A 26,260-nucleotide genomic window follows, 5' to 3' on the forward strand; every position below is an offset into this window, starting at 1 on the left:
CTCGCTACACAGCGATACATAACCCCATCGCCCCCGACACACTGCCGATACCCCCGCCCTGCACACTCCCGGCCACAACAGCGCGACGGCACCCCGCCGTTGCCGCCTACACCGGGAAGCCTGCCCATGAAAGCCCTGCCACTGTTTGCTGAATGGAAGCTGTTCAACGCCCTTGATCACACCGGCAACTGGAGCGCCGACCTGCCGCTACGCCTGTTCCTGGCCTGGGAGTTCTTCGAATCGGGCCTGGAGAAGTTCAACGGCGCCAACTGGTTCGCCGACCTGCAAGGCAGTTTTCCGTTCCCGTTCGACCTGCTGCCGGCGGACCTCAACTGGCAGCTGTCGATGTGGGCCGAATTGATCTGCCCGCTGCTCCTGCTGCTGGGGCTCGGTACCCGGCTGGCCTCGGCGGTGCTGATGGTGGTGACGGTGGTGGCGATAGCCGCGGTGCACTGGCCGAGCCAGTGGTCGAGCCTGGCGGAACTGGGGCGGGGGTATGCGATCACCGACCAGGGCTTCGGCAACTTCAAACTGCCGCTGATCTACCTGGTGGCGTTGCTGCCGTTGCTGTTGAAGGGGGCTGGCAGGTTGAGTCTGGATCACTGGCTGCGCAGATACCTGTAGGAGCGGCCTTGTGCCGCGAAAGGGCCGCAAAGCGGCCCCGGCGATTGTTACATAAATGCTGAAATCTGGGGCCGCTGCGCGGCCCTTTCGCGGCACAAGGCCGCTCCTACAGGAGATAGCGTTACATACCTTCTGCCAGGTTGTCCTCATCCCGCCGATGCGCCCACTGATACAACGCCGGCAACACCAGCAAGGTCAGCGCCGTCGACGACAGGATTCCGCCGATCACCACCGTCGCCAGCGGCCGCTGCACCTCGGCGCCGGTGCCCGTGGCCAGGGCCATGGGAATGAACCCCAGCGACGCCACCAGCGCGGTCATCAGCACCGGCCGCAGGCGGGTCAGCGCGCCCTCCTCCACCGCGGCGCGCAGGCCTCGACCTTCCTCACGCAGGTTACGAATGAAGGCAATCATCACCAGGCCGTTGAGCACCGCCACGCCCGACAACGCGATAAAGCCCACCCCCGCCGAGATCGACAGCGGGATATCCCGCAGCCACAGCGCCAGCACCCCACCGGTCAGTGCGAAGGGGATGCCGGTGAACACCAGCAGGCCATCCTTGAGGTTGTTGAACATCATCAGCAGCAAGGCCATGACCAGCAGCAGCGAAACCGGCACCACCACCCGCAGGCGCTCGGCCGCTGACTGCAGCTGCTCGAACTGGCCACCCCAGCGGGTCCAGTAGCCCGGCGGTATCTGCACCTGGTCGATCAGCGTCTGCGAGGCCTGTTCGACGAACGAACCGAGGTCACGCCCGCGCACGTTGGCGCTGACCACCACCACGCGCTTGCCATCCTCGCGGCTGACCTGGTTGGGGCCCAGTTGCAGGTTCAGGGTGGCCACTTGCGACAGCGGGATGAAACCAATCTGCGAAGCACCGGCGGCGGCGCTGGCCGGTACCGGGATCAGCAGGCTGGACAAACCGTCGACATCGGTTCGCAGCGCCTCCGACAGGCGCACCACCATGTCGAAACGGCGATCGCCTTCATAGAGGGTGCCGGCAGTGCGACCGCCCACGGCGATGGCGATGGCGTCCTGCACGTCGCCCACATTCAGGCCGTAACGGGCCGCCTTGTCACGGTCGATATCGATGGTCAGCACCGGTAGGCCGGTGGTCTGCTCGACCTTCACCTCGGAGGCGCCCGGCACCTGCTGCAGGCTGGCGGCGATCTGCGCGGCGGTGCGGTTGAGCACCTCCATGTCGTCGCCGAACACCTTCACCGCGACATCGCTGCGCACCCCGGAGATCAGCTCGTTGAAGCGCAGCTGGATCGGCTGCGACAGCTCGTAGTTGCTGCCCGGCACGCTGGCGGCGGCGCGCTGCACCTCGGCGATCAGCTCATCGCGCGGCTTGCCCGGGTCCTGCCATTGCTCGCGGGGCTTGAGCATCACGTAGGCATCGGAGATGTTCGGTGGCATCGGGTCGGAGGCGATCTCGGCGGTGCCGGTACGGGCGAACACCCGCTCGACTTCCGGCACCTGGGCGATGATGGTCTTCTCCAGGCGCTGCTGCATGTCCACCGATTGCGACAGGCTGGTGCCCGGCACGCGCAGGGCCTGCAGGGCGAAATCACCCTCGCTGAGGCTGGGGATGAACTCACTGCCCATGCGGCTGGCCAGCACGCCGGACAACAGCACAAGGGTGGCGGCGCCGGCGAAGGCCAGGTTGCGTCGGCCCAGCACCCAGTCCAGCACCGGGGCGTAGCGACGGCGGGCGGTGCGCATGACCACACCCTCCTCTTCTTTCACCTTGCCGGTGACGAACAGCGCCAGGGCTGCCGGCACGAAGGTCACCGAGAGGATCATCGCCCCCAGCAGTGCCATCACCACGGTGAAGGCCATGGGGTGGAACATCTTGCCCTCGACCCCGGTCAGGGCAAAGATCGGCAGGTACACCACCATGATGATCAACTGCCCGTAGATCAGCGGGCGGCGTGCCTCGCGGGCGGCGGCGAACACTTCGTGGAAGCGCTCGGAGCGGGTCAGCATGCGGCCATGATGCTGTTGGGCGTGGGCCAGGCGGCGGATGGCGTTCTCGACGATCACCACCGCGCCGTCGACGATGATGCCGAAGTCGAGCGCACCCAGGCTCATCAGGTTGGCGCTGACCTTGTTGCTGAACATGCCGGTGAAGGTGAACAGCATCGACAGCGGGATGACCATGGCGGTGATCAGTGCCGCGCGAATGTTGCCCAGGAACAGGAACAATACGGCGATGACCAGGATCGCGCCTTCGATGAGGTTCTTCTTCACCGTGGCGATGGCTTTTTCCACCAGGTTGGTGCGGTCATAGACGGTGATCGCCACCACACCCTTGGGCAGGCTGCGGTTGATCTCCTCGAGCTTGGCCGCCACCGCCTGGGACACCGTGCGGCTGTTCTCGCCGATCAGCATGAACACCGTGCCCAGCACCACCTCGCGGCCATTCTCGGTGGCCGCGCCCGAGCGCAGTTCCTGGCCCAGGCCGACCTGGGCCACATGACTGACGCGGATCGGCGTGCCATCGACGCTGGAGATGACGATGTTGGCGATGTCCTCGGCCGAGGCCACCTGGCCCGGGGCGCGGATCAGCAACTGCTCGCCGTTGCGTTCGATGTAGCCGGCACCGACGTTGGCGTTGTTGCGCTCGAGCGCCGCGACCAGGTCGTTGAGGGTCAGCTTGTAGGCCGCCAGGCGCTTGGGTTCGGGAGCGATCAGGTACTGCTTGGCATGGCCGCCGATGCTGTTCACCTCGGCCACGCCCGGTACGTTGCGCAGCTGCGGCTTGATGATCCAGTCCTGGATCACCCGCAGGTCGGTGGCGGTATAGGGCGTGCCGTCGTCCTTGAGCGCGCCCTCCTTGGCCTCGACCGTCCACAGGAAGATCTCGCCAAGGCCGGTGGAGATCGGCCCCATGCCCGCCTCGATGCCCTCGGGCAACTGCTCGCGGGCCACCTGCAGGCGCTCGTTGACCAGTTGGCGGGCGAAGAATATGTCGGTGCCGTCGTCGAAGATCACCGTCACCTGGGACAATCCCGAGCGTGACAGCGAGCGGGTCTGCTTGAGGCCCGGCAGGCCGGCCATGGCGGTCTCGATGGCGAAGGTGATGCGCTGCTCGGTCTCCAGCGGCGAGTAGCCGGGCGCGGCGGTGTTGATCTGCACCTGCACGTTGGTGATGTCGGGCACGGCATCAATGGGCAGCTTCTGGTAGCTGTGGATGCCCACGGCGGCCATCAGCACCACGGCGAGCATCACCACCAGGCGTTGCTCGATGGCGAACTGGATAAGACGTTCGAACATGAAAGGCGTCCCCGGTCAGTGGCTGTGTTCGGCCGAGCCTTTGCCCAGCTCGGACTTGAGGACGAAACTGCCGGCGGCGGCGACCACGGTGCCGGCGGCCAGCCCCTCGCGCACTTCCACCTGACCAGCGTCGCGGCGCCCGGTCTTCACCGGGCGGGCCTCGAAGCCTTCGTCGGTACGGGCGAACACCACGGTCTGCTCTTCCCAGGTCTGCAGGGCGCTTTCCGGCACCACCACGGCGGCGTCGAAACGCTCGACGGTGACCGCGATGTTGACGAACAGCCCGGGACGCCAGGCGCCATTGGGGTTGGCCAGGGTGGCGCGCACGGTGGCGGCGCGGTTCTGCTCGCCGAGCAGGCTGCCGACGTAGTTGACCTTGCCTTCCACCTGGGCACCGAGGTCCGGCGCGCTGACGCTGACGCCACGGCCGCTGACTACCTTGTCCAGGTCGCGCGGGGCCACGGCGAAGGTGGCCCAGACCCGACTCAGGTCAGACAGCGTGAAGGCATTGCTGGTCTCGTCCACCACCTCGCCCACGGTCAGGTGCTTTTCCACCACCACCGCGTCGAACGGTGCGCGCAACTCGTAACGATTGCCCTTGCCGGCCGGCGCCACGGCGGCGACCTTCTGCCCGGCGTTGGCGGCGGCGATCTCGGCCTCCTGCAGCGCCTGGCGGGCCTGCAGGTAGTCCTGCTCGGCGCTGATGCGCTCCTGCCACAGCTGCTTCTCGCGCTCGAAGGTCAGGCGCGCCAGCTCCAGGCGGCGCTGGGCGGCCTGCTGCTCGCTGCGCAGTTCGGAGATCTGCTGGCTGGCGATCACCGCCAGCACCTGGCCGCGCTTGACCGCCTGGCCCAGCTCGGCCTGCACCGACTCGACCACGCCGGGGACGCGGGGCACCACGTGGGCGGTGCGGTCCTCGTCGAAGCGGATCTCGCCGGGGAAGCTGATGGCGGTACCCAGGCTTTGTGGGCCGGCAGTGGCCAGTTGCACGCCGGCGGCCTGGATCTGCTCGGCGGAGAGGTGCAGCTGGCCCTCTTCGTCGGCATGCTCCTCTGCCGTTCCTTCTTCATGGCCATGGCCTTCCTCGCCATGGTCGTCGTGCTGGGCCTGGCCGCTGCCGGCCTTGCCAAGGGTACCGGTCCAGGCCGCGCCACCGAGGCCGAGAACGGCCAGGGCAGCGGCGAGGATGGCGAGCTTGCGTGGGTTGGTCATTGTTGCTCCTGCTGGAAAAGTCGTTGCAGTTCAGGGCCCATCGCGGGGCAAGCCCGCTCCCACGCATTCCCGTGGGAGCGGGCTTGCCCCGCGATGGGACGAGGCTCAAAGCTCGCCGTAGATCCGCTCCACCTGCGCCCGGGCATCGGTCGCCTGGGCCAGCGCCTCGAGGTACAGCCCGCGCGCCTCGATCAGCGTGCGCTGGGCATCGAGCACATCGAGGAAGGCGAACTTGCCCATCTCGAAGCCGCGGGTGGCGGTGTCCACCGCCTGCTGGGCGGCGGGCAGGATGGTGCGGTCGTAGGCCTGGACCTCGCCCATGGCCGTGCCCCACTGCTCCAGGGCGCTGCGGGTTTCGCTGCGCAGGCGCAGATCCACGGCGTTGCGCAGGTCGCGGGCCTGGTCGGCGCGGCGGGCGGCGGCCAGCACGTTGCCCTGGTTGCGGTCGAACAGCGGCAGCGGCATCGACAGCCCGACCACGTTGACCCGCTCACGGTCCTCGCGGCTGTACTGGCTGCCGAGGCTGACGGTCAGGTTGGGGATGCGCTGGGCCTTCTCGGAGCCGAGGCTGGCATCGCCACGCTCGATCTGCGCCGCGGCCAGGCGCCACTCGGCAGTCTGCTCGACCTTGGCCAGCAGGCGCTCGGTCTGCGGCGCCGGGCCAGGCGAGAGGTTGCTCGCGTCGAGCCGGTCGAAGCGGGCCTCGGCACTGCCTGTCAGGCGCGCCAGGGCCTGGTTGGCCACGCCACGTTCGGTGCGTGCCCGACGCACCGCCGCCTCGGCTTGGGCCAACTGCACCTGGGCACGGGTGGCCTCCACCGGCGAGGACTGCCCGGCCCGCACCCGCCCTTCCACCACCCGCAGGCCGCGTTCGGTCAGCACCTGCGACTGTTGCGCCAGTTCCAGCGCGGTCTGTGCCCGCAAGGCGGCATGGAAGGCCTGGATCACATCGGCGCGCAGGCTGTTGCGCTGGCGCTCGAGCTCCAACCGGGCGATCGCCTGGCCGGCCTCGGCGACTTCGATCCGCGCGCCGCGCTTGCCGCCCAGCTCCAGGGCCTGGCTGAGGGTCACGGTGGTGGTGCTGGTGTCGCGGCGGGTGTCCTCGACTTCCCAGGACAGCTCGGGGTTGGGAATCAGCCCGGCCTGGCGGCGCTCGCCCTCGGCGATGCCGATCTCGCGGCCGATGGCGGCGAAGTCCGGGTTCTGGGCAAAGGCGGCGTCGAGCGCCTGCTCCAGGCTCAGGCCCTGGGCACCGGCAGGGCCGGCCAGCAACAGGCAGAGCAAGGCGATCTTGCGGGGGATGGGCACGGCGGAAGTCCTCGTCGACAAGCGGCGGAATGCTTTGGCGAGGGACTTTAGGCAGCGGTGGTTATCGGGGGGGTGGCGGGAAGATTACAATTTTGTAATCAAGGGGTGCCGAGGGTGGATCGCCTTGAGATGAGGGTCTTTCAGGGTGTTCGACGTTAGAGTTGCAGCGCCTGTCAGATCGAGCGCCGCCCGCGCGGCGCATCGCGGGACAAGCCCGCTCCTACATCTGTTTCGGGCCAGTCAATCCTGTGCCATTACCTGGTCCGCCTTGTTGGTCCGACACGGTTTCAGCGTGTGCACCGCTGCCGCTTCATCTGTCTCAAGACAGGCACCAAGGCGGGCAACCATGGCCTGACAGGTTCGGCACGTTGCAACAAATGCAGGAGCGGGCTTGTCCCGCGATGCGCCGCGCGGGCGGCGCTCGATCTGATAGGCGCTACAGGACTCTCGCCAGGCACCTCTGCGCCATCACGCCATCAAAACCACCTGCAAACACTTGCTATCAGCCCAACGCCGAAATACTGTATGCATGAACAGTAAAATCGGATTACCCCATGCAGCTCATCGCCAAGCTCGGCATCCTCGCCGATGCCGCCAAGTACGACGCGTCCTGCGCCAGCAGCGGCGCCCCCAAGCGCAGCTCCCGTGGTCGCGACGGCCTCGGCGCCACCGACGGCATGGGCATCTGTCACAGCTACACCCCCGACGGGCGCTGCGTGTCGCTGCTCAAGGTGCTGCTGACCAACTTCTGCCTGTACGACTGCCAATACTGCGTGAACCGCCGCTCGAGCAACGTGCCGCGGGCGCGCTTCAGCCCCGAGGAAGTGGTGCGCCTGACCTTGGACTTCTACCGGCGCAACTGCATCAGCGGCCTGTTTCTCAGCTCCGGCATCATCCGCTCGGCCGACTACACCATGGAGCAGCTGATCCGGGTGGCGCGCCTGCTGCGCGAGGAGCATGGCTTTCGCGGCTACATCCACCTCAAGACCATTCCCGACGCCGACCCGCTGCTGATCGAGGAAGCCGGGCGCCTGGCCGACCGCCTGAGCGTGAACATCGAGCTGCCCACCGACGCCAGCCTCGAACGCCTGGCCCCGGAAAAACGCGCCAGCACCATCCGCCAGGCCATGGGCGTGATCCACCACGGCCAGCAGGCCGTCGCCGGTGACCCACGGGCGCCACGCTTCACCCCCGCCGGGCAAAGCACCCAGGTCATCGTCGGCGCCGACGCCACCGACGACAGCGCCCTGCTGCGCAACGCCGAGTCGCTGTACCAGGGCTACGGCCTCAGGCGCGTCTACTACTCCGCCTTCAGCCCGATCCCCGACAGCCCGTCCAGCGTGCCCCTGGCGGCCCCGCCGCTGCTGCGCGAACACCGCCTGTACCAGGCCGACTTCCTCCTGCGCGGCTACGGCTACAAGGCCGGCGAACTGCTGGGCGAAACCGGCAACCTGGCCCTGGACATCGACCCCAAGCTGGCCTGGGCGCTGGCCAACCGTGAGGTGTTCCCGCTCGACGTCAACCGCGCCGAGCCGGCCCTGCTGGCGCGCATCCCCGGTATCGGCCTGCGCAGCGTGCAGCGCCTGGTGGCCCTGCGCCGTGAGCGGCGTATCCGCTACGACGACCTGATCCAGTTGCGCTGCGTGCTGGACAAGGCCCGCCCGTTCATCGTCACCAGCGACTACGGCCCGGCCCAGGCCGAGCTGCGCAGTGGCCTGCTGCGCGCCCGCCTGCGTGAACCCCAGGCACCGGTGCAGATGGGCCTGTGGGGATGATTGCGCTGGATTGCGGCGACGACTTCGCCACCTGGCGCGACCAGGCGCGGCAACTGCTCGGCCATGGCATCGACCCGGCCACGGTGACCTGGGGCCAGGCACGTATGGACGACCTGCTGGCCGTGCCCACGCCCCTGCCCGTCGGCCCCGGCCCGTTCCGCGCCCGCGTGCCGGCGGCGCTGCTGGCCCAGCTGGAGCAGGCCGGTCGCTACCGCGGCGAGCAGCGCTGGAACCTGCTGTACGAAGTACTCTGGCGCGTCGCCCACGGCGATCGCACCGCCATGCTCGCCGGCGACCGCCTGGGCAGCGAGATGCAGCGGCGCATCCGCCAGGTCGGCCGCGAAGCCCATCACCTGCATGCCTTCGTGCGCTTCGTGCCGCTGCCCGAGGCACTGGCCGAACAACTGCAACTGGACCTGGTCGCCTACCACGAACCTGCCCACGACATCCTCGACAGCGCTTGCGGGCATTTCGCCGATCGCCTGGGGCGCCAGCGCTGGTTGATCGCCACGCCCCTCGATGGCGTGCGCTTCGACGGCCAGCACCTGGACTACCAGCGCCAGTGCCCGCAGGCGTGGCAGCAATGGGCGCGCAACGCCGAAGACCCCGGCGCCGAGCTGTGGCTGGCCTACTACCGGCACACCTTCAACCCCGCCCGGCTCAACCCCGGTGCGTTGCGCCAGCACCTGCCCGGGCGCTTCTGGCGCCACCTGCCGGAGGGCCCGCTGATCCCCGAGCTGGTCGGCCAGGCGCGACATGGCAAGCAGCGCGACGGGCAGGCACTGGAGGTCGGGCGTCAGCGTGGCAAACGGATTACGGTGGCTGATCCACTGCCATAACCGTCACCTGCAGGAGATCGCCCAGCCCTTCGTGCTGCGATATCCCACAGGGAACAGGGTTGCCAGCATCACCATCGTGGGAGCGGGCTTGCCCCGCGAAGCGGTGTATGGCACCGGCATAGCCGGTGATCCGGGCGGTGCGGCGTTCCGACAAGCCCGCTCCCACGGGGATGACTCCACAAGAAATAACTCAATCGAATTGAATTTTTGAAAAATTCATCAATTCAGATTCGGATGCATTGTTACGAGCCTGATAATCCGACACACTTATTGCTAATTATTCTCATAAGCACTAGCAATAAGGATAAAGCCCGGCATGTCACCGCACCTCTCCCCTCACCGTTTCACGCCCAGCCGCAACCTGCTGGCCATGGCCATCTGCATGGCGACCCTCACCCCGGCGCTGGCCGAGGAGCAAGCGCCGGCCGTGATCGAGCTGGGCGCCACGGCCATCAACGACAGCAGCCTGGGCAGCACCACCGAGGGGTCGAAGTCGTACACCACCGGCTCCATGTCCACCGCCACCAAGCTGCCGTTGACCATGCGCGAAACGCCCCAGGCGGTGACCGTGATCACCCGCCAGCGCATGGACGACCAGGGCATGACCAGCATCAATGACGTGGCCAGGTACACCCCGGGGCTGTTCCTCAACCAGTCCAACGGCCCGGGCCGGCAGACCTACAAGGCCCGCGGCTTCGACGTCGACAACATCATGTACGACGGCATCCCCAGCGCCTACACCGGCTGGGTGGTCGGCGCCCAGCCCAACCTGGCGATGTTCGACCGGGTCGAGGTGGTGCGCGGCGCCACCGGGTTGGTCACCGGTTCCGGTACGCCTTCGGCGGCCATCAACCTGGTGCGCAAGCGTCCGCTGGCGGAACAGAAGGTCACCCTCACCGGTGCCGCCGGCAGCTGGGATAACTACCGCGGCGAACTCGACGCCTCCAGCCCGCTCAACGACAGTGGCACCCTGCGCGGTCGCGTGGTGGCCTCGTACCGCGACGCCAACGGCTTCCGTGACGGGCAGCAGGAAGACCACGGGCTGTTCTACGCGATCACCGAGGCCGACCTGGGCGAGGACACCACCCTGACCCTTGGCCTGTCCCACCAGAAGGACAAGACCAACGTATTCTGGGGCGCGATTCCCACCGACCTGAACGGCCACCACCAGGACCTGCCCCGTTCGTACAACCCGGCCACCGACTGGGAGGTCAAGGACCAGGAGATCAACACCCTGTTCGCCGAGCTGCGCCAGCGCCTGGCCAATGACTGGAAGCTGCAGGTCAACGCCATCTACAGCGAACAGAACGCGCTGTTCCGTGGCTCCTACCAGTCGCGCTGGGACCTGGCCAAGCCGCTGAGCCGTACGGTCTACCAGTCGGCCCACGACGAGAACCAGCTGGGCCTGGACACCTTCGCCAGCGGCCCGTTCGAGGCCTTCGGCCGCACCCACGAGCTGGTGGTGGGTGCCAGCAAGCGCATCTACGACATGACCGAGCGCAACTACAGCCCCTACGACCTGGACTACCCCATCGACGGCGGCAAACCGGACTTCCTGCACACCAGCAGCAGCCGCTACCTGATCAACCAGGAAGGCGTGTACACCACCACCCGCCTGAGCCTGGCCGACCCGCTCAAGCTGATCCTAGGCGGGCGCCTTGACTGGTACGACTACGACCAGCGCGGCAGCAACGAGGGCGACTACAAGGTGACCCGCAACGTCACCCGCTATGCCGGCCTGATCTACGAGCTGGACGAGCACCACTCGCTGTACACCAGCTACACCGACATCTTCCAGCCCCAGGACAACAAGGACCCCAGCGGCACGCCGGTGCGGCCGATCGAAGGCAAGAACTACGAGGTGGGCATCAAGGGCGAGTACTTCGACGGCGCGCTCAACGCCAGCCTCGCGGTGTTCCGCATTGATCAGGAGAACCGCGCGGTCGAGGTGGACAAGAGCCTGTGCCGGGCCGGTCAGTTCGCCTGCTACGAGGCCTCCGGCGAAGTGCGCAGCCAGGGGATCGACTTCGAGGTGCAGGGCGCGCTGACCGAGCAGTGGCAGATCGGCGCAGGCTATACCTATGCCCGCGTACACACGGTCAAGGACGCCAAGAATCCAGAGAAGGTCAACAAGCCGTTCGAGTCCGACACGCCGCAGCACCAGTTGAAACTGTTCACCACCTACCGCTTCCAGGGCCCGCTGGAAAAACTGCGGGTCGGTGGCGGCGTCACCTGGCAGAGCCGCATGTACAACGACTTCACCGTGGCCGACGGCGGCAGCTACCGCCTCGAGCAGGGCGCCTACGCTGTCACCGACCTGATGGCCGGCTACGCGGTCAACCAGCACCTGGACCTGCAGCTCAATGCCAACAACGTGTTCGACCGCAAGTACTACTCGTCGATCTCCAAGTCTGTGAACTATGGCAGCGACACCTTCGGCGATCCGCGCAACCTGATGCTGACGGCCAAGTACAGTTTCTGAATCCCGAGGCGCAGGGACGCGCGTCCAGGCCTCACGCGCTCCCCCTGTAGGAGCGGCCTTGCCGAGGCGTCGGACCGGCCGGAAAGGGCCGCGTAGCGGCCCCAGGATTTCAGCGTTGATACAAAGATCGCCGGGGCCGCTTTGCGGCCCATTCGCAGCACAAGGCCGCTCCTACAGACTTCAGGCATGCACCCAGCGCCGATGCAGCCCGCGCGCCAGGGCATCGAGCATGAACCCCAGCACCCCGATCAGCAGCACCATCGCCATCAGCTCCGAGTAAGCCAACCGGTCACGGGTATCGAGAATGAAGTAGCCCAACCCGGCGCTGACCCCGAGCATCTCGCACGGCACCAGCACGATCCACAGGATGCCGATGGCCAGCCGCACGCCGGTCAGCACATCGCCGATCACCCCGGGGATGATCACCTTGCACAAGGTCTCCCAGCGCGTGGCGCTGAGGCTGCGGCTCAACTGCAGCCAGCGTGGGTCGAGCTGGCGTACCCCGGCGGCGGTGTTCAGCAGGATCGGCCACAGCGCGGCGAAGGCCAGCAGGAAGTAGATCGGCTGGTCGCCCACGCCCATCAGCATCACCACCACCGGCATCCACGACAGCGGCGAGATCATGCGCAGGAACTGGAACGCCGGCGTGGTCGCCGCCTCCAGGTGCCGGTAGCTACCCACCAGCAGGCCCAGTGGCACACCGATCAGCAGCGCCAGCAGCAGGCCGACGAGGATGCGCTTGAGGCTCACCCAGATATGCCCGTAGACCTCGCCCTGCCCCAGCAGCTCTACCAGGCTTTGCAACGTGGCCTGGGGCGCGAAGCGCGCCGACAGCCCATCGGCGGCGCCGAACAGGCGCACGCCCGCCCACCACAGCAACAGCAGCGCCGCCAGGCCCGCCAGGCCCAGGGCGCCATGTACGACATGCCTGCGCATCAGACCGCGAACTCCTCGCTACGCTGGAAGTTCTCGGCGATGCCGAACGCGGCCGGGCCGCCCACGGCGGCGATGGCGTTGCGCACGAAACGCTCGTCCACCAGGTCACGGGCGGTCTGCGCCGGGTCCAGGGCGGCGAGGAAATCGCTCTCGCCGACGATCAGGGTGTTCTTCAGGCGCTTGACCAGTTCCTCGGTGTAGCTGGGGAACGGATAAGGCTGGAAGTCGATGCGCTTCTCGTCCCACTGCTGGTGCTGGATCGCGCCACTGGCGATGTAGCCCGCGCGGTCTTCGGCGGAAGGCGCCAGCACCTTGGTCAGCACCGCCGGCTCGTGCGGGGTGTACTTGTTGGGGCCGGCCTTGGACAGCAGCGCGGCGGCCTCGGCGCGGTGCTCGCGGGTCCACTGCTGGGCCTTGACGATGGCGTTGACCACCTTCTGCGACCACTCCGGACGGTTGTTCAGGTCGTGCTCGTGCATGAACACCACGCAGCAGGCATGGTTGCGCCAGACATCGCCGGTGAAGCGCTGCACGCGGCCGACCTTGAGGTTCTCGGCAAGGGCGTTGAACGGCTCGGCAACGATGTAGCCGGCGATGCGCTTGCTGGCCAGGGCCGGTGGCATGTCCGACGGCGGCAGCACCAGCAGGTTGACCTCGTTGTCCGCCAGTTGCGCGTCGGCCGGCTTGGACACGGGCTTGAGGCCATTGTCGGTGAGCATCTGTTGCAGCACCACGTTGTGGATCGAGTACCAAAACGGAATCGCCACGGTCTTGCCGCCGAGCTGCTTCATCTCGGTGATGTCCGGGGCCACGGTCAGGCCGGAGCCGCCGACGTGGTTCCAGGCCACGACCTTGGCCGGCACCTTGCTGCCGTAGCGCGCCCACACGGTCATCGGCGACAGCAGGTGAATGACGTTGACTTGCCCGGAGATGAACGCCTCGATCACCTGCGCCCAGCTGCGCAGCAGCACCGGGCGCTCGGCCTTGATGCCCTCGGCCTCGAACAGGCCGTTGTTGTGCGCCACCAGCAAAGGCGTGGCGTCGGTGATCGGCAGGTAGCCGATGCGCACCGGCGCGTCCGGCTCGGCGGCGGCGCGGGCCTGCAGGCTCGACAGCAGCGGCACGGCGCCGGCGGCGGTGAGCATCGCGCTCAGCTTGAGAAAGTCGCGACGGGACGTCGTGGAACAGCAGTCATCCATGCACATGGACAGCCTCCGAGGGCAAGGGGGATGGAGTGGGTTCGGCTGTGCGGCTTGCCCGCCGAAGGGTTTTCAGGATCTCGATGCGCAGCGCGCCCAGTTCCTCGACCCGCTGCGCACGCGGCTGCGGCAGGTCGATGTGCCACTGGCCGAGGGTGCGCGCCGGGTGGTTGCCCAGTAGCAGCACGCGATCGGACAGCAGCAGGGCTTCGTCGATGTCGTGGGTGATCAACACGGCGGCGGTGTTGTGGGTGGCGATCAGCTGCAGCAGCAGTTGCTGCATGTCGGCCCGGGTCACCTCGTCCAGCGCGCCGAAGGGTTCGTCCAGCAACAGCACCTCGGGCTGGCGCGCCAGGCAGCGGGCCAGCGCGGTGCGCTGGGCCATGCCGCCGGACAGCTGCGCCGGGTACTGGCCACGGGCGTGGGCCAGGCCCACCGCGTCGATGGCGTGGTCAATCCGTGCGCGCCGCTCGGCCGCCGGCAGCCTGGGCTGGCGGGCAAAGTCGAGACCGAAGGCGACGTTCTTCTCAAGGCTCAGCCAAGGCAGCAGGCTGGGGTCCTGGAATGCCACCGCCAGGCGCGGATGCGGCCCCTGCAGCGGCTCGCCGCGCAACTGCACGCTGCCGCCACGGGCCTGCTGCAGGCCGGCCAGCACGCGCAGCAGGCTGGACTTGCCGACCCCGCTGGGGCCGAGGATGCTGACCACCTCCCCCGGCGCCAGCGCCAGGTCGAACTGCTCCAGCACCGCCTGCCAGCCACCCTCGCGCGGGTAGCCCAGGCTGATGTCGCGGGCTTCGAGTAGCACGTCGGTCATGCAGAGGCCGCCTGGCGTTGCAGCTCGGCGCGCAGCTGCACCAGGCTCGGGGTGACGATCGGCACGAACGCCGACTCGCGCCAGCGGCGGGCGAAGCCCTCGCCATAGGCGGTCAGGTAGGCCTTGCCACCGCTGGCCTGCAACTCCAGCTGCACGGCGTCGGCGGCGCATTCGGCGAGGGTGATGCGCAGTTTGAACAAGGCGGCCGGCTGGCTCTGGAAGCGGCCGTCGAGCAGCCCCTGCTTGAGCTCGGCGACGGTGTTCTCCAGGCGCTCGGCGAGCACCTGACGCGCCTCATCGAGGAACGCGCCACGCCCCTGCAGGTGTGCCTGTGCCTCCTCCAGGGCGCGGCGAGCCAGGCCGATGGCCATGCCGCACTGCAGCGCCAGGAACGCCGGACGCACCCTGGGCAGGAACTCGCGGGCGTTGTCGTGCAGCAGCCAGTCGCGGGCCAAGGGTACCTGGTGGAAGGCCAGCGCCGCGGTGTTGCTCGATTGCAGGCCCATCAGTTGCAGGTCGTCGGAGCGCTCCAGGCCCGGCGCGTTCGACGGGATGGCGACCACGAACGGCGCGCCGCCGGAGTCATCCTCGATGGCCGCGGCCACCACGAAGCCACGCTTGCGCAGGTTGGTCACCCAGTGCAGGCGCCCTTCCAGGTTCCAACCGTCGCTCGCGGCACGGCCGCGCACCTGCAAGGCCTCGATCCCGGAGAGGAACTTCATGGCGTTGGACAGGCCGGTGGCCCCGGCCAGCTCGCCCTTCAGCAGGTCGGGCAGCAGCCGTTCGCACAGCGCCCGGTTGGGGCTTTGCAGCAGGTATTCGATGAAGGCGCGCTGACCCCAGCAGACGAAGGCCGCGGCCAGCGAACGGCTGGCGATGGCGGCGATGGCCTCGACCGCCGCGCTGACGTCACCACCCGAGCCGCCCAGGGCCGGGTCGACGCCGATGCGCAGCAGCTGCGATTCGGCGATATGCGCCAGCACCAGGTGTGGATCGCACTGGCCCTGGTCGATGGCCTCGGCATTGGCATCCAGCCATTGTCGAAATGCATGATCAAGCATGTCCCTACTCCTGTTGAAACGCCGGACGCGCCGGCATCAGGCCTTGATCAGGCCGAAGGCTGCCAGCGGTACTTGCTCAGCTCGTCGTTGAGCGGCGTCTGGGCGAACACATTAGCAAAGTTGCACAGGGTTGCGAGGCTCACGCCGAGAATCACTTCCAGGGCGTTGCCTTCGCTGAATCCGGCGTCACGGAATGCCTGATAGGTGGCATCGCCGACGTTGCCGCGGGTGGCGATCACTTCACGGGCGAATTCGGCGAGGGTCTCGTAGCGGGCGTCAGGCAGCTCGCCGCGGGCACGCAGGGCATCGACCACGTCCTGAGGCAGCTTGGCCTTGTTCAGCGCCACGGCGGTGTGGCCGGCGACGCAGAAATCGCAACCGTGCTGGGTGGCGGCGATCAACTGCACCACCTCGCGCTCGGCCAGGGTCAGCTCGGACTTGCCGTTGAGCGCCGAGACGGTAACGTAGGTTTCCAGCGCCGCCGGGGCGTTGGCCAGGATGCCCAGCAGGTTGGGAATGAAGCCTGAGTTCTTCTGCGCGTTCTCGAGGAACGGGCGGGCGGCTTCCGGGGCGGTCTGCAGGCTGTGTAGAGTGATGCGTGCGGACATGGAGTGGTCTCCTTTGATGTAGGTCGCTACAGTCTGTTGGTTATAAGAAGTAGCATCCATATTCATCAGTCGCCTTTCCTTGCTCCAGAGTCCTTGCATTAGATGATTTCTTCCAGCCCCCTCGTCGATTGGTTATTAGAGAGCCTGGAGCTCGACGCCAGCCTGTTCCATGTCGGCCGCTACTGCGGGGGCTGGCACGCCAGCACCCAGGGCATGGGCCGGGCCAGTTTCCACCTGGTGGTGCAGGGCCATTGCTGGCTGCATATCGATGGCCAGGCGCAGCCGCTGCGCCTGGAGAGCGGCGATGCGGTATTCCTTTTGCGGGACCTGGCCTATCGACTGTCCGGCGACGAGGATGCCGCCGACGCCTGTGCCCAGCCGCGCCGGAGCATGCAGGCGCTGGACCTCGAAGCGGGCGACGGCGTGGGGCTGGTGTGCGGCTTCTTCCACTTCCAGTCGGGGTTGTCGTCACTGATCGTCGACGGGCTGGCGGACTGGATCCTGCTGCGCGCCAGCGAGCCGGCCGGCAGCGCGGCGCGGGCGCTGTTCGGGCTGATCCTCGAGGAATGCCGTCGCCCGCAGCCCTCCCAGGCGCTGCTGGAACGCCTCACCCACCTGCTGTTCCTGTATGTGCTGCGCCAGCAGGTGCACGCCGGCCACTCGCTGGGCGGGCTGGTCGCCCTCGCCCGCCAGCCGGCCTTCGCCGGCTTGCTGGAACGCTTGATCGAGGAGCCGGGGCAGGCCTGGACGCTGGAGAACATGGCGGCCTGCACGGGGCTTTCGCGCTCGGCCTTCTTCAAGCGCTTCAACGAGTTGGCCGGGCAATCGCCCGGGCAGGTACTGCTGGCGCTGCGCATGCGCCATGCCTGCCAGTTGCTCAAGGCGGGCAATACCGTCGAACAGGTGGGCGCGCAGGCGGGGTATCAATCGGTGGCGGCCTTTACCCGGGCGTTCGCCAAGGCGGTCGGCGTGCAACCCGGGGCCTATCGCAAACAGCAGGGTGCTGGCTGAGGGGCATGCCCCTCACGCCCTTCGCTGCATCCAGGCCGCCCCCAGCCCGCTGAGGCAGATCACCGCGATGCCGACGAGGCTCGTGCCATCCGGGACCTGGCCGAACACCACCAGCCCCAGCAGCCCGGCGAACACGATCTGGCAATAACTGAACGGTGCCAGCAATGCCGGTGCGGCATGGCGGAACGCCTGGGTCAGCAACAGGTGCGCGGTCATCCCGCAGCCGCCCAGCGCCAGCATCAGCGGCACATGGGGCCATTGCGGCGCCTGCCAGAAGAACGGCACCAGTGCCGTCATGATCAGGGTGTTGCACAACCCCGCATAGAAGTTGCTGGTGGTTGGAGTGTCGTGGGCGGCCAGCTTGCGCGTCAGCAACTGGTAGAAGCAGAACCCCAGCGCCGAGCCGAAGGGGAACAGGATGGCCGGGGTGAACATCGCCCCGCCCGGGTGCACCACCACCAGCACACCGATGAAGCCCATCACCACCGCCAGCCACTGCCCCGGCGTCACCCGCTCCTTGAGCAGCGGCACCGACAGCGCGGTGACCAGCACCGGCGCGAGGAAGTTGACCGCGGTCGCCTCCGCCAACGGCAGGTACTGCAAGCCGGCGGTAAACAGCAGGCTGGTGCTGAGCAGGCTCAGCGCGCGTAGCGTCTGCAACAATGGCCGGCGGGTACGCAGCACCGCGAGGCCCGCCTTGGGCAGGAAGATCCCGGCCATCAGCAGGGTGTGCACCAGGTAACGCACCCAGACCACCATGATGATCGGGTAGATCCCACCGAGGAGTTTCGACAGTGCGTCGTGGCTGGCGAACAGGAAGGTGGCCACCACCACCAGGGCGATGCCACGCAGCGGCTGGTTGACTCCGGACAGCGGCGAACTGGAACTCATGAGGCTCTCGGGCGATGGCCCCGGCATGGTGCCGGGGCATGGGCGGATTCTAGAAGAGAACCCGGGGACGCGACAAAGCCTTGTGGTCCAACTGGTACATTTTGTTCGCTGATCGACCACTTTTGCCGAATGCCTTGCGGATTCTGTAGGAGCGGCCTTGTGCCGCGAAAGGGCTGCGCAGCAGCCCCAGGATTCAGCATTGCTGCAAAGATCGCATGGGCCGCTTTGCGGCCCTTTCGCGGCACAAGGCCGCTCCTACAAGGGCGTGCAGAACCCGTCAGGACCGCGGCATCACCTGCGTCAAGCGCTCGCTCGCCGGTGCCGGTCGGCCGTACAGGTAGCCCTGGAAATGCGAGCACCCCTCGGCCAGCAGACGCTCCATCTGCTCGGCCGACTCCACCCCTTCGGCCGTGGTCTTGATCATCAGGCTGTTGGACAGCTCGGTGATGGCGCGGATGATCGACATCGCCTCGCGGCTTTCGCACATGTCGTGGACGAACGACTTGTCGATCTTGATCCGGTCGAAGGGGAACGAGCGCAGGTAGCCGAGCGAGGAATACCCCGTGCCGAAATCGTCGAGGGAAATCGACACACCCAGATCCTTCAATGCCCGCAGGGTGCGCACGTTCTCCTCGCTGTTGCCCAGCAGCACCGACTCGGTGATCTCCAGCTCCAGGCGCGTGGCCGGTAGTCCCGAGTCAGCCAGAGCCAGGGCCACGGTGTGCACCAGGTTGGCGTTCTTGAACTGCACCGGCGACAGGTTGACCGACACCGTCTGCGCGGTGCCCCAGCTGGCCGCCTCCTGGCATGCCAGGTTCAGCGCCCGGGCGCCAATCTCGTGGATCAGCCCGGTCTCCTCGGCGATGGGGATGAAATCCATGGGCATGATCATGCCGCGGCTCGGGTGCTCCCAGCGCAGCAGGGCCTCGTAGCCGGTGACGCTGGCGCTCTGCTGGTCCACCACCGGCTGGTAGTGCAGCTGCAGCTGGCCCAGGTGCAGCGCGGTGCGCAGGTCGGTCTCGACCAGGCGGCGCTGGCGGGCGGCGACATCCAGTTCGACATGGAAGCACTCGTAGCGGTTGCGGCCATTGCGCTTGGCCTCGTACAGGGCCATGTCGGCGTAGCCCAGCAACTGCTCGGCCTGGTCGTGGTCGTCGGGCGCGACCGCCACGCCGATGCTCACCCCCACGCTGAACTGGTGCCCTTCGATATGGAACGGCGGGCAGATCGCCTCGATCAGGCGCTGGGCAGTGTTACGCGCCGCGTCGCCGGTCTCCAGGCCCGACAGCACCACGGCGAACTCGTCGCCACCGAGCCTGGCCAGGGTGTCGTGCTCGCGCAGCTCGCGGCGCAGGCGCTTGCCCAGGGCGCGCAGCAGCTTGTCGCCGAAAGCGTGGCCAAGGGTGTCGTTGATGTTCTTGAAGTTGTCCAGGTCCAGGCACAGGGCGGCGGTCAGCTTGTCGCTGTCCTCGCCGCGCAGCAGCGCCTGCTTGAGACGCTCGTGGAACAGGGTACGGTTAGGCAGCCCGGTCAGCGCGTCGTGGTGGGCCATGTGATGGATCTGGGCATGGGCGGCCAGTTCCTCGGTGGCGTCCTCGGCGACGAACAGCACGTAGTCCCCCTGCCCTTCGCGGTTGTCGCAAAGCGTGGCCCGGCTGCGCAGGGTGCGCGGCCCCGTGGCGGTGTCGACCCGGGTTTCGGCGGCATAGCCCTTGGTACTGCGCGCCCCGCGCGCCAACTGCTGTTCGAGGTAGTCGACGGCCGCTGGCACCAGGCACTGGCCGGGCAGCTGGCCGACCATGCGCGTGCCCTGGCGGCCGAACAGGTGCTCGGCCTGCTGGTTGGCCAGGAGGATCTGCTGACTCTGCAGGTCCTGGACGATGACGCTGGCAGGAATGTTGGCGATCACCGAGTCGAGGAACTGCGACAGGGTGGTCATCTCCTGGCTGTACTGTTCGGCCAGCTCCTTGGCCTTGAGCAGCTCCAGCTCATGTTGGCGGCGCTCGGAGATGTCGCGGGTGATCTTGGCATAGCCGATCAACTGTCCGCTGTGTTCATCCTTGATCGGCTCGATCACCACGCTGGTCCAGAAGTGCGAACCGTCCTTTCGCTGGCGCAGTCCTTCGGCCTGGAAACGCCCCTCGTTACGCGCGGTGTCCAGGCTGAGCGCCGGCAGGCCGGCATGGCGGTCCTCGTCGGTATAGAACACCGAGAAGTGCTGGCCGATGATCTCCTCGGCCTGGTAGCCCTTGGCCCGCTGCGCGCCCGGGTTCCAGTTGGCGACGATGCCCTCGGGGGTGAGCTGGTAGATGGCATAGTCCGCCACACTCTGGATCAACAACCGGTACATCATGTCAGGATTGGCGGCGAGCGGCATGGGAATGACCTGACTCCTTCACAGCAGGAATAGGAAACCTCCGGACCGTACGTCGGAACAGTCCGAAATAACGAAGTGCTGGCATTATGCCGCTCGACGCAGGTCTTTTGTGAAGTGCGTCACAAAAAATCTGCAGGGGTTCAGTGCCGCCGTCGGGTCACCAGGAAATTGCGCAGTTGCGGCTCGTCATCCAGCGCGATCTCCCGCACCGGACGCGGCAGGTCCGCCAGCACTGCCTGGCAGAACGCCAGGGCCGGGGCATCCTCGCGATAGCAGCGCACCAGCCAGTCGCTGTCGCCTTCGCACAGCGTCTGGCGCGCCACCGCCAGGCCCACGCCCTGGCGGCGGTACTTCTTGAGGATGAACAGGTCGGCCAACTCGCAGGCCTCGATGCCGGGCAGTTCGCTGCGCTCGATAAGCATGAAGCCGGCGATGAAGCCGTCCACCAGGATCAGGTTGGCGCTCCAGCCGGGGGTTTGCCAGTAGCGGGCGAAGTGCGGCTCGTGGATGTAGAAGCGCCCGTCCACCTCGACGTCCTCCTGCTCCCAGTCGGAGGACTCGTAGGCGTAGAACTGGTAGAGGTTGCGCACCAGTTCGACGTGCTCGGGGCCGGTCTGGTGCAGTTCGACAGGGGCGGTCATGGCGCAGGCTCGATCGATTGGCAAATCGCGAGTCTACCAGTCCATCGTGGGCAGGGCTTGCACGCCCCCCTGTAGGAGCGGCCTTGTGCCGCGAAGGGCCGCAAAGCGGCCCCGGCGATTTCTGCTTTAAATTGGAAACCTGGGGCCGCTACGCGCCCCTTCGCGGCACAAGGCCGCTCCTACAGGGATTGTGCAGGGCCGATCGCTCACGCCTCGGGCAGCGCCGCCACCGCATCCACTTCCACCAGCATCCCGTCCAGCGCCAGGCGCGGGACCGGAATCAGCGTGCAGGTCGGCGTCATCCTGCCACCCCAGGCGCGCTCGGCCTCGGCCACCCACTGGCTCAGGCGCGCCTCGGAATGATCGACCACCAGCAAGGTGAGCTTGAACACGTGCTCGAGAGTGGCCCCACGGGAGGCCAGGGCAATCTTCAGGTTCACCAGGGCCTGGCGCGCCTGCTCGTCGAAACGCGCCGAGAGATTGCCCTGCAGGTCCTCGCCGCCCTGCCCGGCGATGCACAGCAGGCGGCTGCCGGCACGCACTTCGGCGACATGGGAATAGGCATTGCCACTGGGGTCGTAGAGGCCTTCGGGGTTGCTCAGGGCGAAGGCGGCTGGCTGGGTCATGGTATCGCTCCGTCGATGGAATGAGCGGCCGAGTATCAGACCTCAGGTTAGGTCGAGGTCAAGCCCCCGACTCCCCGGTGCTTGTCGCCTTCCGGCCCCACTGGCACAGTGGCGCCCTCGCACCGTCGTCCTGGAGCCCCCATGCCGTTCGATCCAACCTTGCTCACCCAAGCCCGCCACGTGGTGGTGTTCACCGGTGCCGGGGTATCCGCCGAAAGCGGCATCGCCACCTTCCGCGACAAGCTGACCGGGTTGTGGGAGCGTTTCGACCCAGCGCAACTGGCCAGCGCCGAAGGCTTTCGCGCCGACCCGGCGCTGGTCTGGGGCTGGTACCAGATGCGCCGAGCGGGGATCGCCCAGGCCACGCCCAACCCCGCTCACCAGGCCATCGCCGCGCTGGCGGCGCGGGTACCGAAGCTGACCCTGGTGACGCAGAACGTTGACGACCTGCACGAGCGCGCCGGCAGCCAGGACGTGCTGCATTTGCATGGGCGGCTGGACGCGTTCCGCTGCCTGGACTGCGCACGGCCGGTGGACGCGCCTGTGGCCCTGCCCGAGGACGCCCTGCAAGGCCGGCGCATTGAGCCTCCGCGCTGCAGCCGTTGCGCCGGGCCGCTGCGGCCCGGGGTGGTGTGGTTCGGCGAGATGTTGCCGGAGCAGACGCTGGAGCGGGCGTTCGACGCCGCGCAGCAATGCGACCTGCTGTTGTCGGTGGGAACGTCCGGCGTGGTGCAGCCGGCGGCCTCGATTCCACGGCTGGCGCTGGCGGCGGGGGCGACGGTGGTGCATGTCAATCCGCAGCCTGAGAGCGAGGGGCATCCGCGAGAGTTCGTGCTGGCCGGCAAGGCGGGCGAAATGTTGCCTGAGTTGATGCGCCAGGCGTTTACCTGAACCTGCCGCGCTGTCGCTGGTGGCCCTTTCGCGGGGCAAGCCCGCTCCCACGAGGCTCGCCTGCACAGGGCCATCGGCTCAGTGGCCGGCCTGCTCCAGCGCCGCTTTCAGGTCATCGGCAGCGGTATAGGTCTTCTGCCCGACCAGTACGCCCTTGTCCAGCGAGAGCCACAGCACCTTGCCCTCCTCGCCGGCATAACGACTGGCGACCTGGCCTTCACGGTCCAGCAGCACCCGGTAGCTGTAGTCGCGCATGGCCGGGATGGCGAACAGCTTGCTGATCAGCGCCGGCATGCGCTGGATATCCGCGACGAACACCGCATTGCGCGCCTCCAGGTAGCCCTTGGGCTGCTCGGCCAGGGCCGCCTTCATCAGCTTGGCACCGTCCATGTCGCGGGCGACCAGCAGGATGCGGGTGTCGCTGCCCAGGCTGTAGGGCTGGTCGTACTGGTCGAGCAGGGTCCAGGGCGCGAGGGTTTCCCCGGTCTGCGCAGCGTGAGCCAGGAACGGAAGCAGGCTGAGCAGGAGTGCGGCGGCGTATTTCATGGTTGTCGGTCCGGTTCGTAAGGGCCGTCAGCATAGCCCAAGCCGCCGCCGTTGACAGGTTCAGCGCAATTGCCCGGCAATCAGCCCCACGGCGATCAGGATCATCACGCCGCCGGACAACCGCCCCACCACCCGCGCCGCCGCGGGCCGGGTGCGCAGTACGGCCTTGGCGCCGTAGCCGACCATCAGGTAGATCACCAGCGAGCTGCCCAGGTGCACCAGCCCCAGCAGCAGGATCTGCAACGGCAGCGGCCAGCTCGACTGCGGGTCGGTGAACTGTGGCAGCAACGCCAGGAACAGCAGGAAGACCTTGGGATTCAGCCCACTGACGCACAAGCCCTTGAACGCCCAGCGCGACCCCGAGTCGCGCTCGCCGCCCTCGCCCGCCTCGGGCACCGCCGGGCTCAACAGCAAGTTGCCGCCCAGCCACAGCAGGTAGAGGCAGCCGGCCAGGGTGAGCAGGGTCAGCGCCAGCGGATGCCCGGCGAGCAGGCTGCCGACCCCGGCCGCCACCACCAGGGTGACGAGGAAATGCCCGGACAACATGCCCGCCACCGCCGGCACCACCCAGCGTCCGCGCATGCCGGCCGAGATGGCATAGGCCCAGTCGGCACCGGGGGTGATCACGAACAGCAGGGAAACGGCCCAGAACGCCGCCAATACACTCATGGTCATTTCGATCCTTCCTTTCACGCAGGTTTCGGTGAAAGAAAGACTACGGATATCGCCCGGGGATTTTCTTTCGTATATTCCCTCTACCAAGCCAATCGATGGAAGATTCTCCCCCATGGATCGAACTGATCGAAAGATCCTTGCCGAGCTGCAAAAAGACGGGCGCCTGTCGGTCACCGAGCTGGCCGAGCGCGTGGGCCTGAGCCTGTCGCCCTGCCACCGCCGCCTCAAGGCGCTGGAGGAATCCGGCGCCATCCTCGGCTACCACGCCCGCCTGGCCCCGGCGGCCCTGGGCCTGAACTTCGCCGCGCTGGTGTTCGTGACCTTGCGCGAAGTGACCCGCCAGCCAGTGGCGGACTTCGAGGCGGCGCTCGCAGACATTCCACAGATCGTCGAGGCTCAGCGCCTGTTCGGCGATCCGGACTACCTGCTGCACGTGGTGACCAGGGACCTGCCGGCGTTCCAGAAACTGTACGACGAACAGCTGACCAGCATTCCCAATGTCAAACGCCTGAGCTCGACGCTGGTGATGAAGGAGGTGATCCAGGACCGGTTGTTGCCGATGTAGGTAGCCTGGTCGGTATGTATTGCCTGCACCGGCCCATTCGCGGGTAAACCCACAGATTCCGCAGGCTATTGATGAACCTGTGGGAGCGGGTTTACCCGCGAATGGGCCGGCCTGGTCAACCTGTACCCGTGCACCAGCAATGCTCATTCTGCACCACCACCGCGCACCCGAAGCCACCCGCAGCCCCGGCAACCCACCTACCTCAGGCGCTCCCGCCACCTGGCACCTTCCTTGCTCCCGTCCCCCGCTTAACCTTTTGCCAGCCTTAGGTTTTTTAAGGTTCATGAGCACAAATTTACTAATTTCTCGATACCCGCCCGCCCCGCATCATCGCTCCAACAAGAACGCGTCGCCCCTTGCCGGCACGCACCCGGGCCTCCCCCGATGCCCCACCTTGCCTTGGAGTCAGTCATGACCAGTGCAGCCAATTCGGCACCCCTCATCGAGAAACACACGATCGGCTACGTGCCGCCGCAAGACCGCCATGGAAAGGTAAGGGATCTGTTCACACTGTGGTTCGGCGGCAACATCGCGCCGTTGCCCATCGTCACCGGCGCGCTCGGCGTGCAGCTGTTCCACCTCAACCTGGTCTGGGGCATCGTCGCGATCCTCGTCGGTCACCTGGTCGGCGGCGTGCTCATGGCGTTGCACTCGGCCCAGGGCCCGCAGATGGGCATCCCGCAGATGATCCAGAGCCGCGCCCAGTTCGGCTCGCTCGGCGCCCTGCTGGTGGTGGTGATCGCCGGGGTCATGTACATCGGCTTCTTCGCCTCCAACATCGTCCTGGCCGGCAAGTCGCTGCACGGCGTGGTCGACAGCGTGCCGGTGCCGGTAGGCATCGTCATCGGCGCCCTGGGCTCGGGCATCATCGGCATCATCGGCTACCGCTTCATCCACGTGCTCAACCGCATCGGCACCTGGGTGCTGGGCATCGGCATAGTGGTCGGCTTCGGCTACATCTTCAGCCATGTGCAGAGCGACGACTTCCTCACCCGCGGCGGCTTCAACCTGGCCGGCTGGCTGGCCACCGTGTCGCTGGCGGCGCTGTGGCAGATCGCCTTCGCCCCCTACGTATCGGACTATTCGCGCTACCTGCCGGCCGACGTCAAGGTGTCCTCGACCTTCTGGACCACCTACCTGGGCTCGGCCCTGGGCTCGAGCCTGTCGTTCATCTTCGGCGCGGTCGCGGTGCTGGCGATCCCGGCCGGGATGGACACCATGGACGCGGTCAAACTCGCCACCGGCACCCTCGGCCCGCTGATGCTGGTGCTGTTCCTGCTCAGCGTGATCAGCCACAACGCCCTCAACCTGTACGGCGCGGTGCTGTCGATCATCACCCTGGTGCAGACCTTCGCCTACCGCTGGATCCCCACCGCCAAGAGCCGCGCCGTGCTGTCGCTGATCGTCCTGGCCGCCTGCTGCGTGGTGGCGGTGTTCGCCTCGGCGGACTTCATCGGCCACTTCGTCGACATGGTGCTGGTGCTGCTGGTGGTGCTGGTGCCGTGGACGGCGATCAACCTGATCGACTTCTATGTCATCCACAAGGGCGACTACGACATCGACTCGATCTTCAAGGTCGACGGCGGCATCTACGGCCGCTACAACCCCCAGGCGCTGATTGCCTACGCGGTGGGTATCGCGGTGCAGATCCCGTTCATGAACACACCGCTGTACGTCGGGCCGGTGTCCGTGCACATCAATGGCGCCGACCTGTCGTGGCTGGTGGGGCTGGCGATCACCTCGCCGCTGTACTGGTGGCTGGCCAGCCGGGACAGTGAATATCGTCGTCGGCAAGTGAGTGCAAAGCTGGCGGCGGGGGTCTGAATCCGCCGGGCTGATGATCGACAGGAAGACCCGCCGCGGCGGGTCTTCTGCCATTTCCCGGCATGCTCACCGCTCACC

Annotated in this window: 22 protein-coding genes; 8 read left to right on the forward strand and 14 right to left on the reverse strand. The window is 67.2% G+C overall.

The features are described from left to right. Positions 1-126: 126 nt before the first annotated feature. Positions 127-624, forward strand: coding sequence for a DoxX family protein (locus PRtIB026_RS18470; protein WP_203652368.1), 498 nt, complete (start codon positions 127-129; stop codon positions 622-624). Between the two features lie 121 nt (positions 625-745). Here the strand turns inward: PRtIB026_RS18470 and PRtIB026_RS18475 are convergent, their stop codons facing one another. From PRtIB026_RS18475 to PRtIB026_RS18485, 3 genes are all read right to left on the reverse strand, one after another. Beyond that, positions 746-3,901 carry an efflux RND transporter permease subunit gene (locus PRtIB026_RS18475; RefSeq protein ID WP_203652367.1) on the reverse strand — a complete coding sequence of 1,052 codons (3,156 nt, stop codon included), beginning with the start codon at positions 3,899-3,901 and terminating at the stop codon, positions 746-748. A gap of 15 nt (positions 3,902-3,916) precedes the next feature. Continuing rightward, the gene (locus tag PRtIB026_RS18480; protein ID WP_203652366.1) at positions 3,917-5,113 is read right to left on the reverse strand and encodes an efflux RND transporter periplasmic adaptor subunit; all 1,197 of its coding nucleotides are present in this window, start codon (positions 5,111-5,113) and stop codon (positions 3,917-3,919) included. A 105-nt stretch (positions 5,114-5,218) separates the two neighbouring features. Further along, positions 5,219-6,421 carry a TolC family protein gene (locus PRtIB026_RS18485; protein WP_203652365.1) on the reverse strand — a complete coding sequence of 401 codons (1,203 nt, stop codon included), beginning with the start codon at positions 6,419-6,421 and terminating at the stop codon, positions 5,219-5,221. Between the two features lie 554 nt (positions 6,422-6,975). On the opposite strand from PRtIB026_RS18485, the gene PRtIB026_RS18490 reads away from it, so the two are divergent. The 3 genes from PRtIB026_RS18490 (at position 6,976) to PRtIB026_RS18500 (ending at position 11,517) form a co-directional block, all read left to right on the forward strand. Next, positions 6,976-8,196, forward strand: coding sequence for a putative DNA modification/repair radical SAM protein (locus PRtIB026_RS18490; RefSeq protein WP_203652364.1), 1,221 nt, complete (start codon positions 6,976-6,978; stop codon positions 8,194-8,196). Next, positions 8,193-9,035, forward strand: a complete 843-nt coding sequence (locus PRtIB026_RS18495) for a TIGR03915 family putative DNA repair protein (protein ID WP_203652363.1) — start codon at positions 8,193-8,195, stop codon at positions 9,033-9,035. The genes PRtIB026_RS18490 and PRtIB026_RS18495 overlap by 4 nt, the downstream gene beginning before the upstream one ends. Before the next feature lie 316 nt (positions 9,036-9,351). Beyond that, positions 9,352-11,517, forward strand: coding sequence for a TonB-dependent siderophore receptor (locus PRtIB026_RS18500; protein ID WP_267812647.1), 2,166 nt, complete (start codon positions 9,352-9,354; stop codon positions 11,515-11,517). 180 nt (positions 11,518-11,697) lie between these two features. On the opposite strand, the gene PRtIB026_RS18505 is transcribed toward PRtIB026_RS18500, so the two are convergent. Genes PRtIB026_RS18505 through PRtIB026_RS18525 form a run of 5 tightly spaced genes read right to left on the reverse strand, consistent with a single transcriptional unit; the run spans position 11,698 to position 16,135 of the window. After that, on the reverse strand, positions 11,698-12,453 hold the full coding sequence (locus PRtIB026_RS18505; protein WP_203652362.1) for an ABC transporter permease: 756 nt from the start codon (positions 12,451-12,453) through the stop codon (positions 11,698-11,700). After that, positions 12,453-13,658: an ABC transporter substrate-binding protein gene (locus PRtIB026_RS18510; protein WP_110733784.1), complete on the reverse strand. Its 1,206-nt coding sequence runs from the start codon at positions 13,656-13,658 to the stop codon at positions 12,453-12,455. Before PRtIB026_RS18510 ends, PRtIB026_RS18505 begins: the two co-directional genes overlap by 1 nt. Beyond that, positions 13,645-14,466: an ABC transporter ATP-binding protein gene (locus tag PRtIB026_RS18515; protein ID WP_203652361.1), complete on the reverse strand. Its 822-nt coding sequence runs from the start codon at positions 14,464-14,466 to the stop codon at positions 13,645-13,647. The genes PRtIB026_RS18510 and PRtIB026_RS18515 overlap by 14 nt, the downstream gene beginning before the upstream one ends. Beyond that, positions 14,463-15,527: an acyl-CoA dehydrogenase family protein gene (locus PRtIB026_RS18520; protein WP_203652360.1), complete on the reverse strand. Its 1,065-nt coding sequence runs from the start codon at positions 15,525-15,527 to the stop codon at positions 14,463-14,465. The genes PRtIB026_RS18515 and PRtIB026_RS18520 overlap by 4 nt, the downstream gene beginning before the upstream one ends. 47 nt (positions 15,528-15,574) lie before the next feature. Then, on the reverse strand, positions 15,575-16,135 hold the full coding sequence (locus PRtIB026_RS18525) for a carboxymuconolactone decarboxylase family protein (RefSeq protein ID WP_254464136.1): 561 nt from the start codon (positions 16,133-16,135) through the stop codon (positions 15,575-15,577). 102 nt (positions 16,136-16,237) lie between these two features. Between PRtIB026_RS18525 and PRtIB026_RS18530 the strand changes: the two genes are divergently transcribed. Continuing rightward, complete coding sequence (locus PRtIB026_RS18530) at positions 16,238-17,146, forward strand: AraC family transcriptional regulator (RefSeq protein ID WP_203652359.1); 909 nt, start codon at positions 16,238-16,240, stop codon at positions 17,144-17,146. Between the two features lie 12 nt (positions 17,147-17,158). Here the strand turns inward: PRtIB026_RS18530 and PRtIB026_RS18535 are convergent, their stop codons facing one another. The 4 genes from PRtIB026_RS18535 to PRtIB026_RS18550 form a co-directional block, all read right to left on the reverse strand. Beyond that, complete coding sequence (locus tag PRtIB026_RS18535) at positions 17,159-18,037, reverse strand: DMT family transporter (protein ID WP_203652358.1); 879 nt, start codon at positions 18,035-18,037, stop codon at positions 17,159-17,161. A gap of 277 nt (positions 18,038-18,314) precedes the next feature. Next, a complete protein-coding gene (locus tag PRtIB026_RS18540) occupies positions 18,315-20,414 on the reverse strand; it encodes a putative bifunctional diguanylate cyclase/phosphodiesterase (RefSeq protein WP_203652357.1) in 2,100 nt (699 codons plus the stop codon). 140 nt (positions 20,415-20,554) lie between these two features. After that, on the reverse strand, positions 20,555-21,055 hold the full coding sequence (locus PRtIB026_RS18545; RefSeq protein WP_267812650.1) for a GNAT family N-acetyltransferase: 501 nt from the start codon (positions 21,053-21,055) through the stop codon (positions 20,555-20,557). 206 nt (positions 21,056-21,261) lie between these two features. Next, positions 21,262-21,681 carry a RidA family protein gene (locus tag PRtIB026_RS18550; protein ID WP_203652356.1) on the reverse strand — a complete coding sequence of 140 codons (420 nt, stop codon included), beginning with the start codon at positions 21,679-21,681 and terminating at the stop codon, positions 21,262-21,264. 141 nt (positions 21,682-21,822) lie between these two features. On the opposite strand from PRtIB026_RS18550, the gene PRtIB026_RS18555 reads away from it, so the two are divergent. Further along, entirely contained in the window at positions 21,823-22,572 is a 750-nt protein-coding gene (locus PRtIB026_RS18555; RefSeq protein WP_203652355.1) for an SIR2 family NAD-dependent protein deacylase, read from the forward strand. A gap of 78 nt (positions 22,573-22,650) precedes the next feature. Here PRtIB026_RS18555 and PRtIB026_RS18560 read toward each other — a convergent pair whose 3' ends face one another. After that, positions 22,651-23,118: an FAD/FMN-containing dehydrogenase gene (locus PRtIB026_RS18560; protein WP_203652354.1), complete on the reverse strand. Its 468-nt coding sequence runs from the start codon at positions 23,116-23,118 to the stop codon at positions 22,651-22,653. A gap of 60 nt (positions 23,119-23,178) precedes the next feature. Further along, positions 23,179-23,793 (reverse strand): LysE family translocator, encoded by a 615-nt coding sequence (locus PRtIB026_RS18565; RefSeq protein ID WP_198744729.1) that lies wholly within the window; start codon positions 23,791-23,793, stop codon positions 23,179-23,181. Positions 23,794-23,905: 112 nt separating this feature from the next. Between PRtIB026_RS18565 and PRtIB026_RS18570 the strand changes: the two genes are divergently transcribed. Further along, the gene (locus PRtIB026_RS18570) at positions 23,906-24,358 is read left to right on the forward strand and encodes an Lrp/AsnC family transcriptional regulator (RefSeq protein ID WP_203652353.1); all 453 of its coding nucleotides are present in this window, start codon (positions 23,906-23,908) and stop codon (positions 24,356-24,358) included. A 411-nt stretch (positions 24,359-24,769) separates the two neighbouring features. Then, positions 24,770-26,182, forward strand: coding sequence for a purine-cytosine permease family protein (locus tag PRtIB026_RS18575; protein ID WP_203652352.1), 1,413 nt, complete (start codon positions 24,770-24,772; stop codon positions 26,180-26,182). Positions 26,183-26,260: the final 78 nt, after the last annotated feature.

The organism is Pseudomonas sp. RtIB026 (assembly GCF_016861355.2).
Taxonomy (GTDB): domain Bacteria; phylum Pseudomonadota; class Gammaproteobacteria; order Pseudomonadales; family Pseudomonadaceae; genus Aquipseudomonas; species Aquipseudomonas peradeniyensis.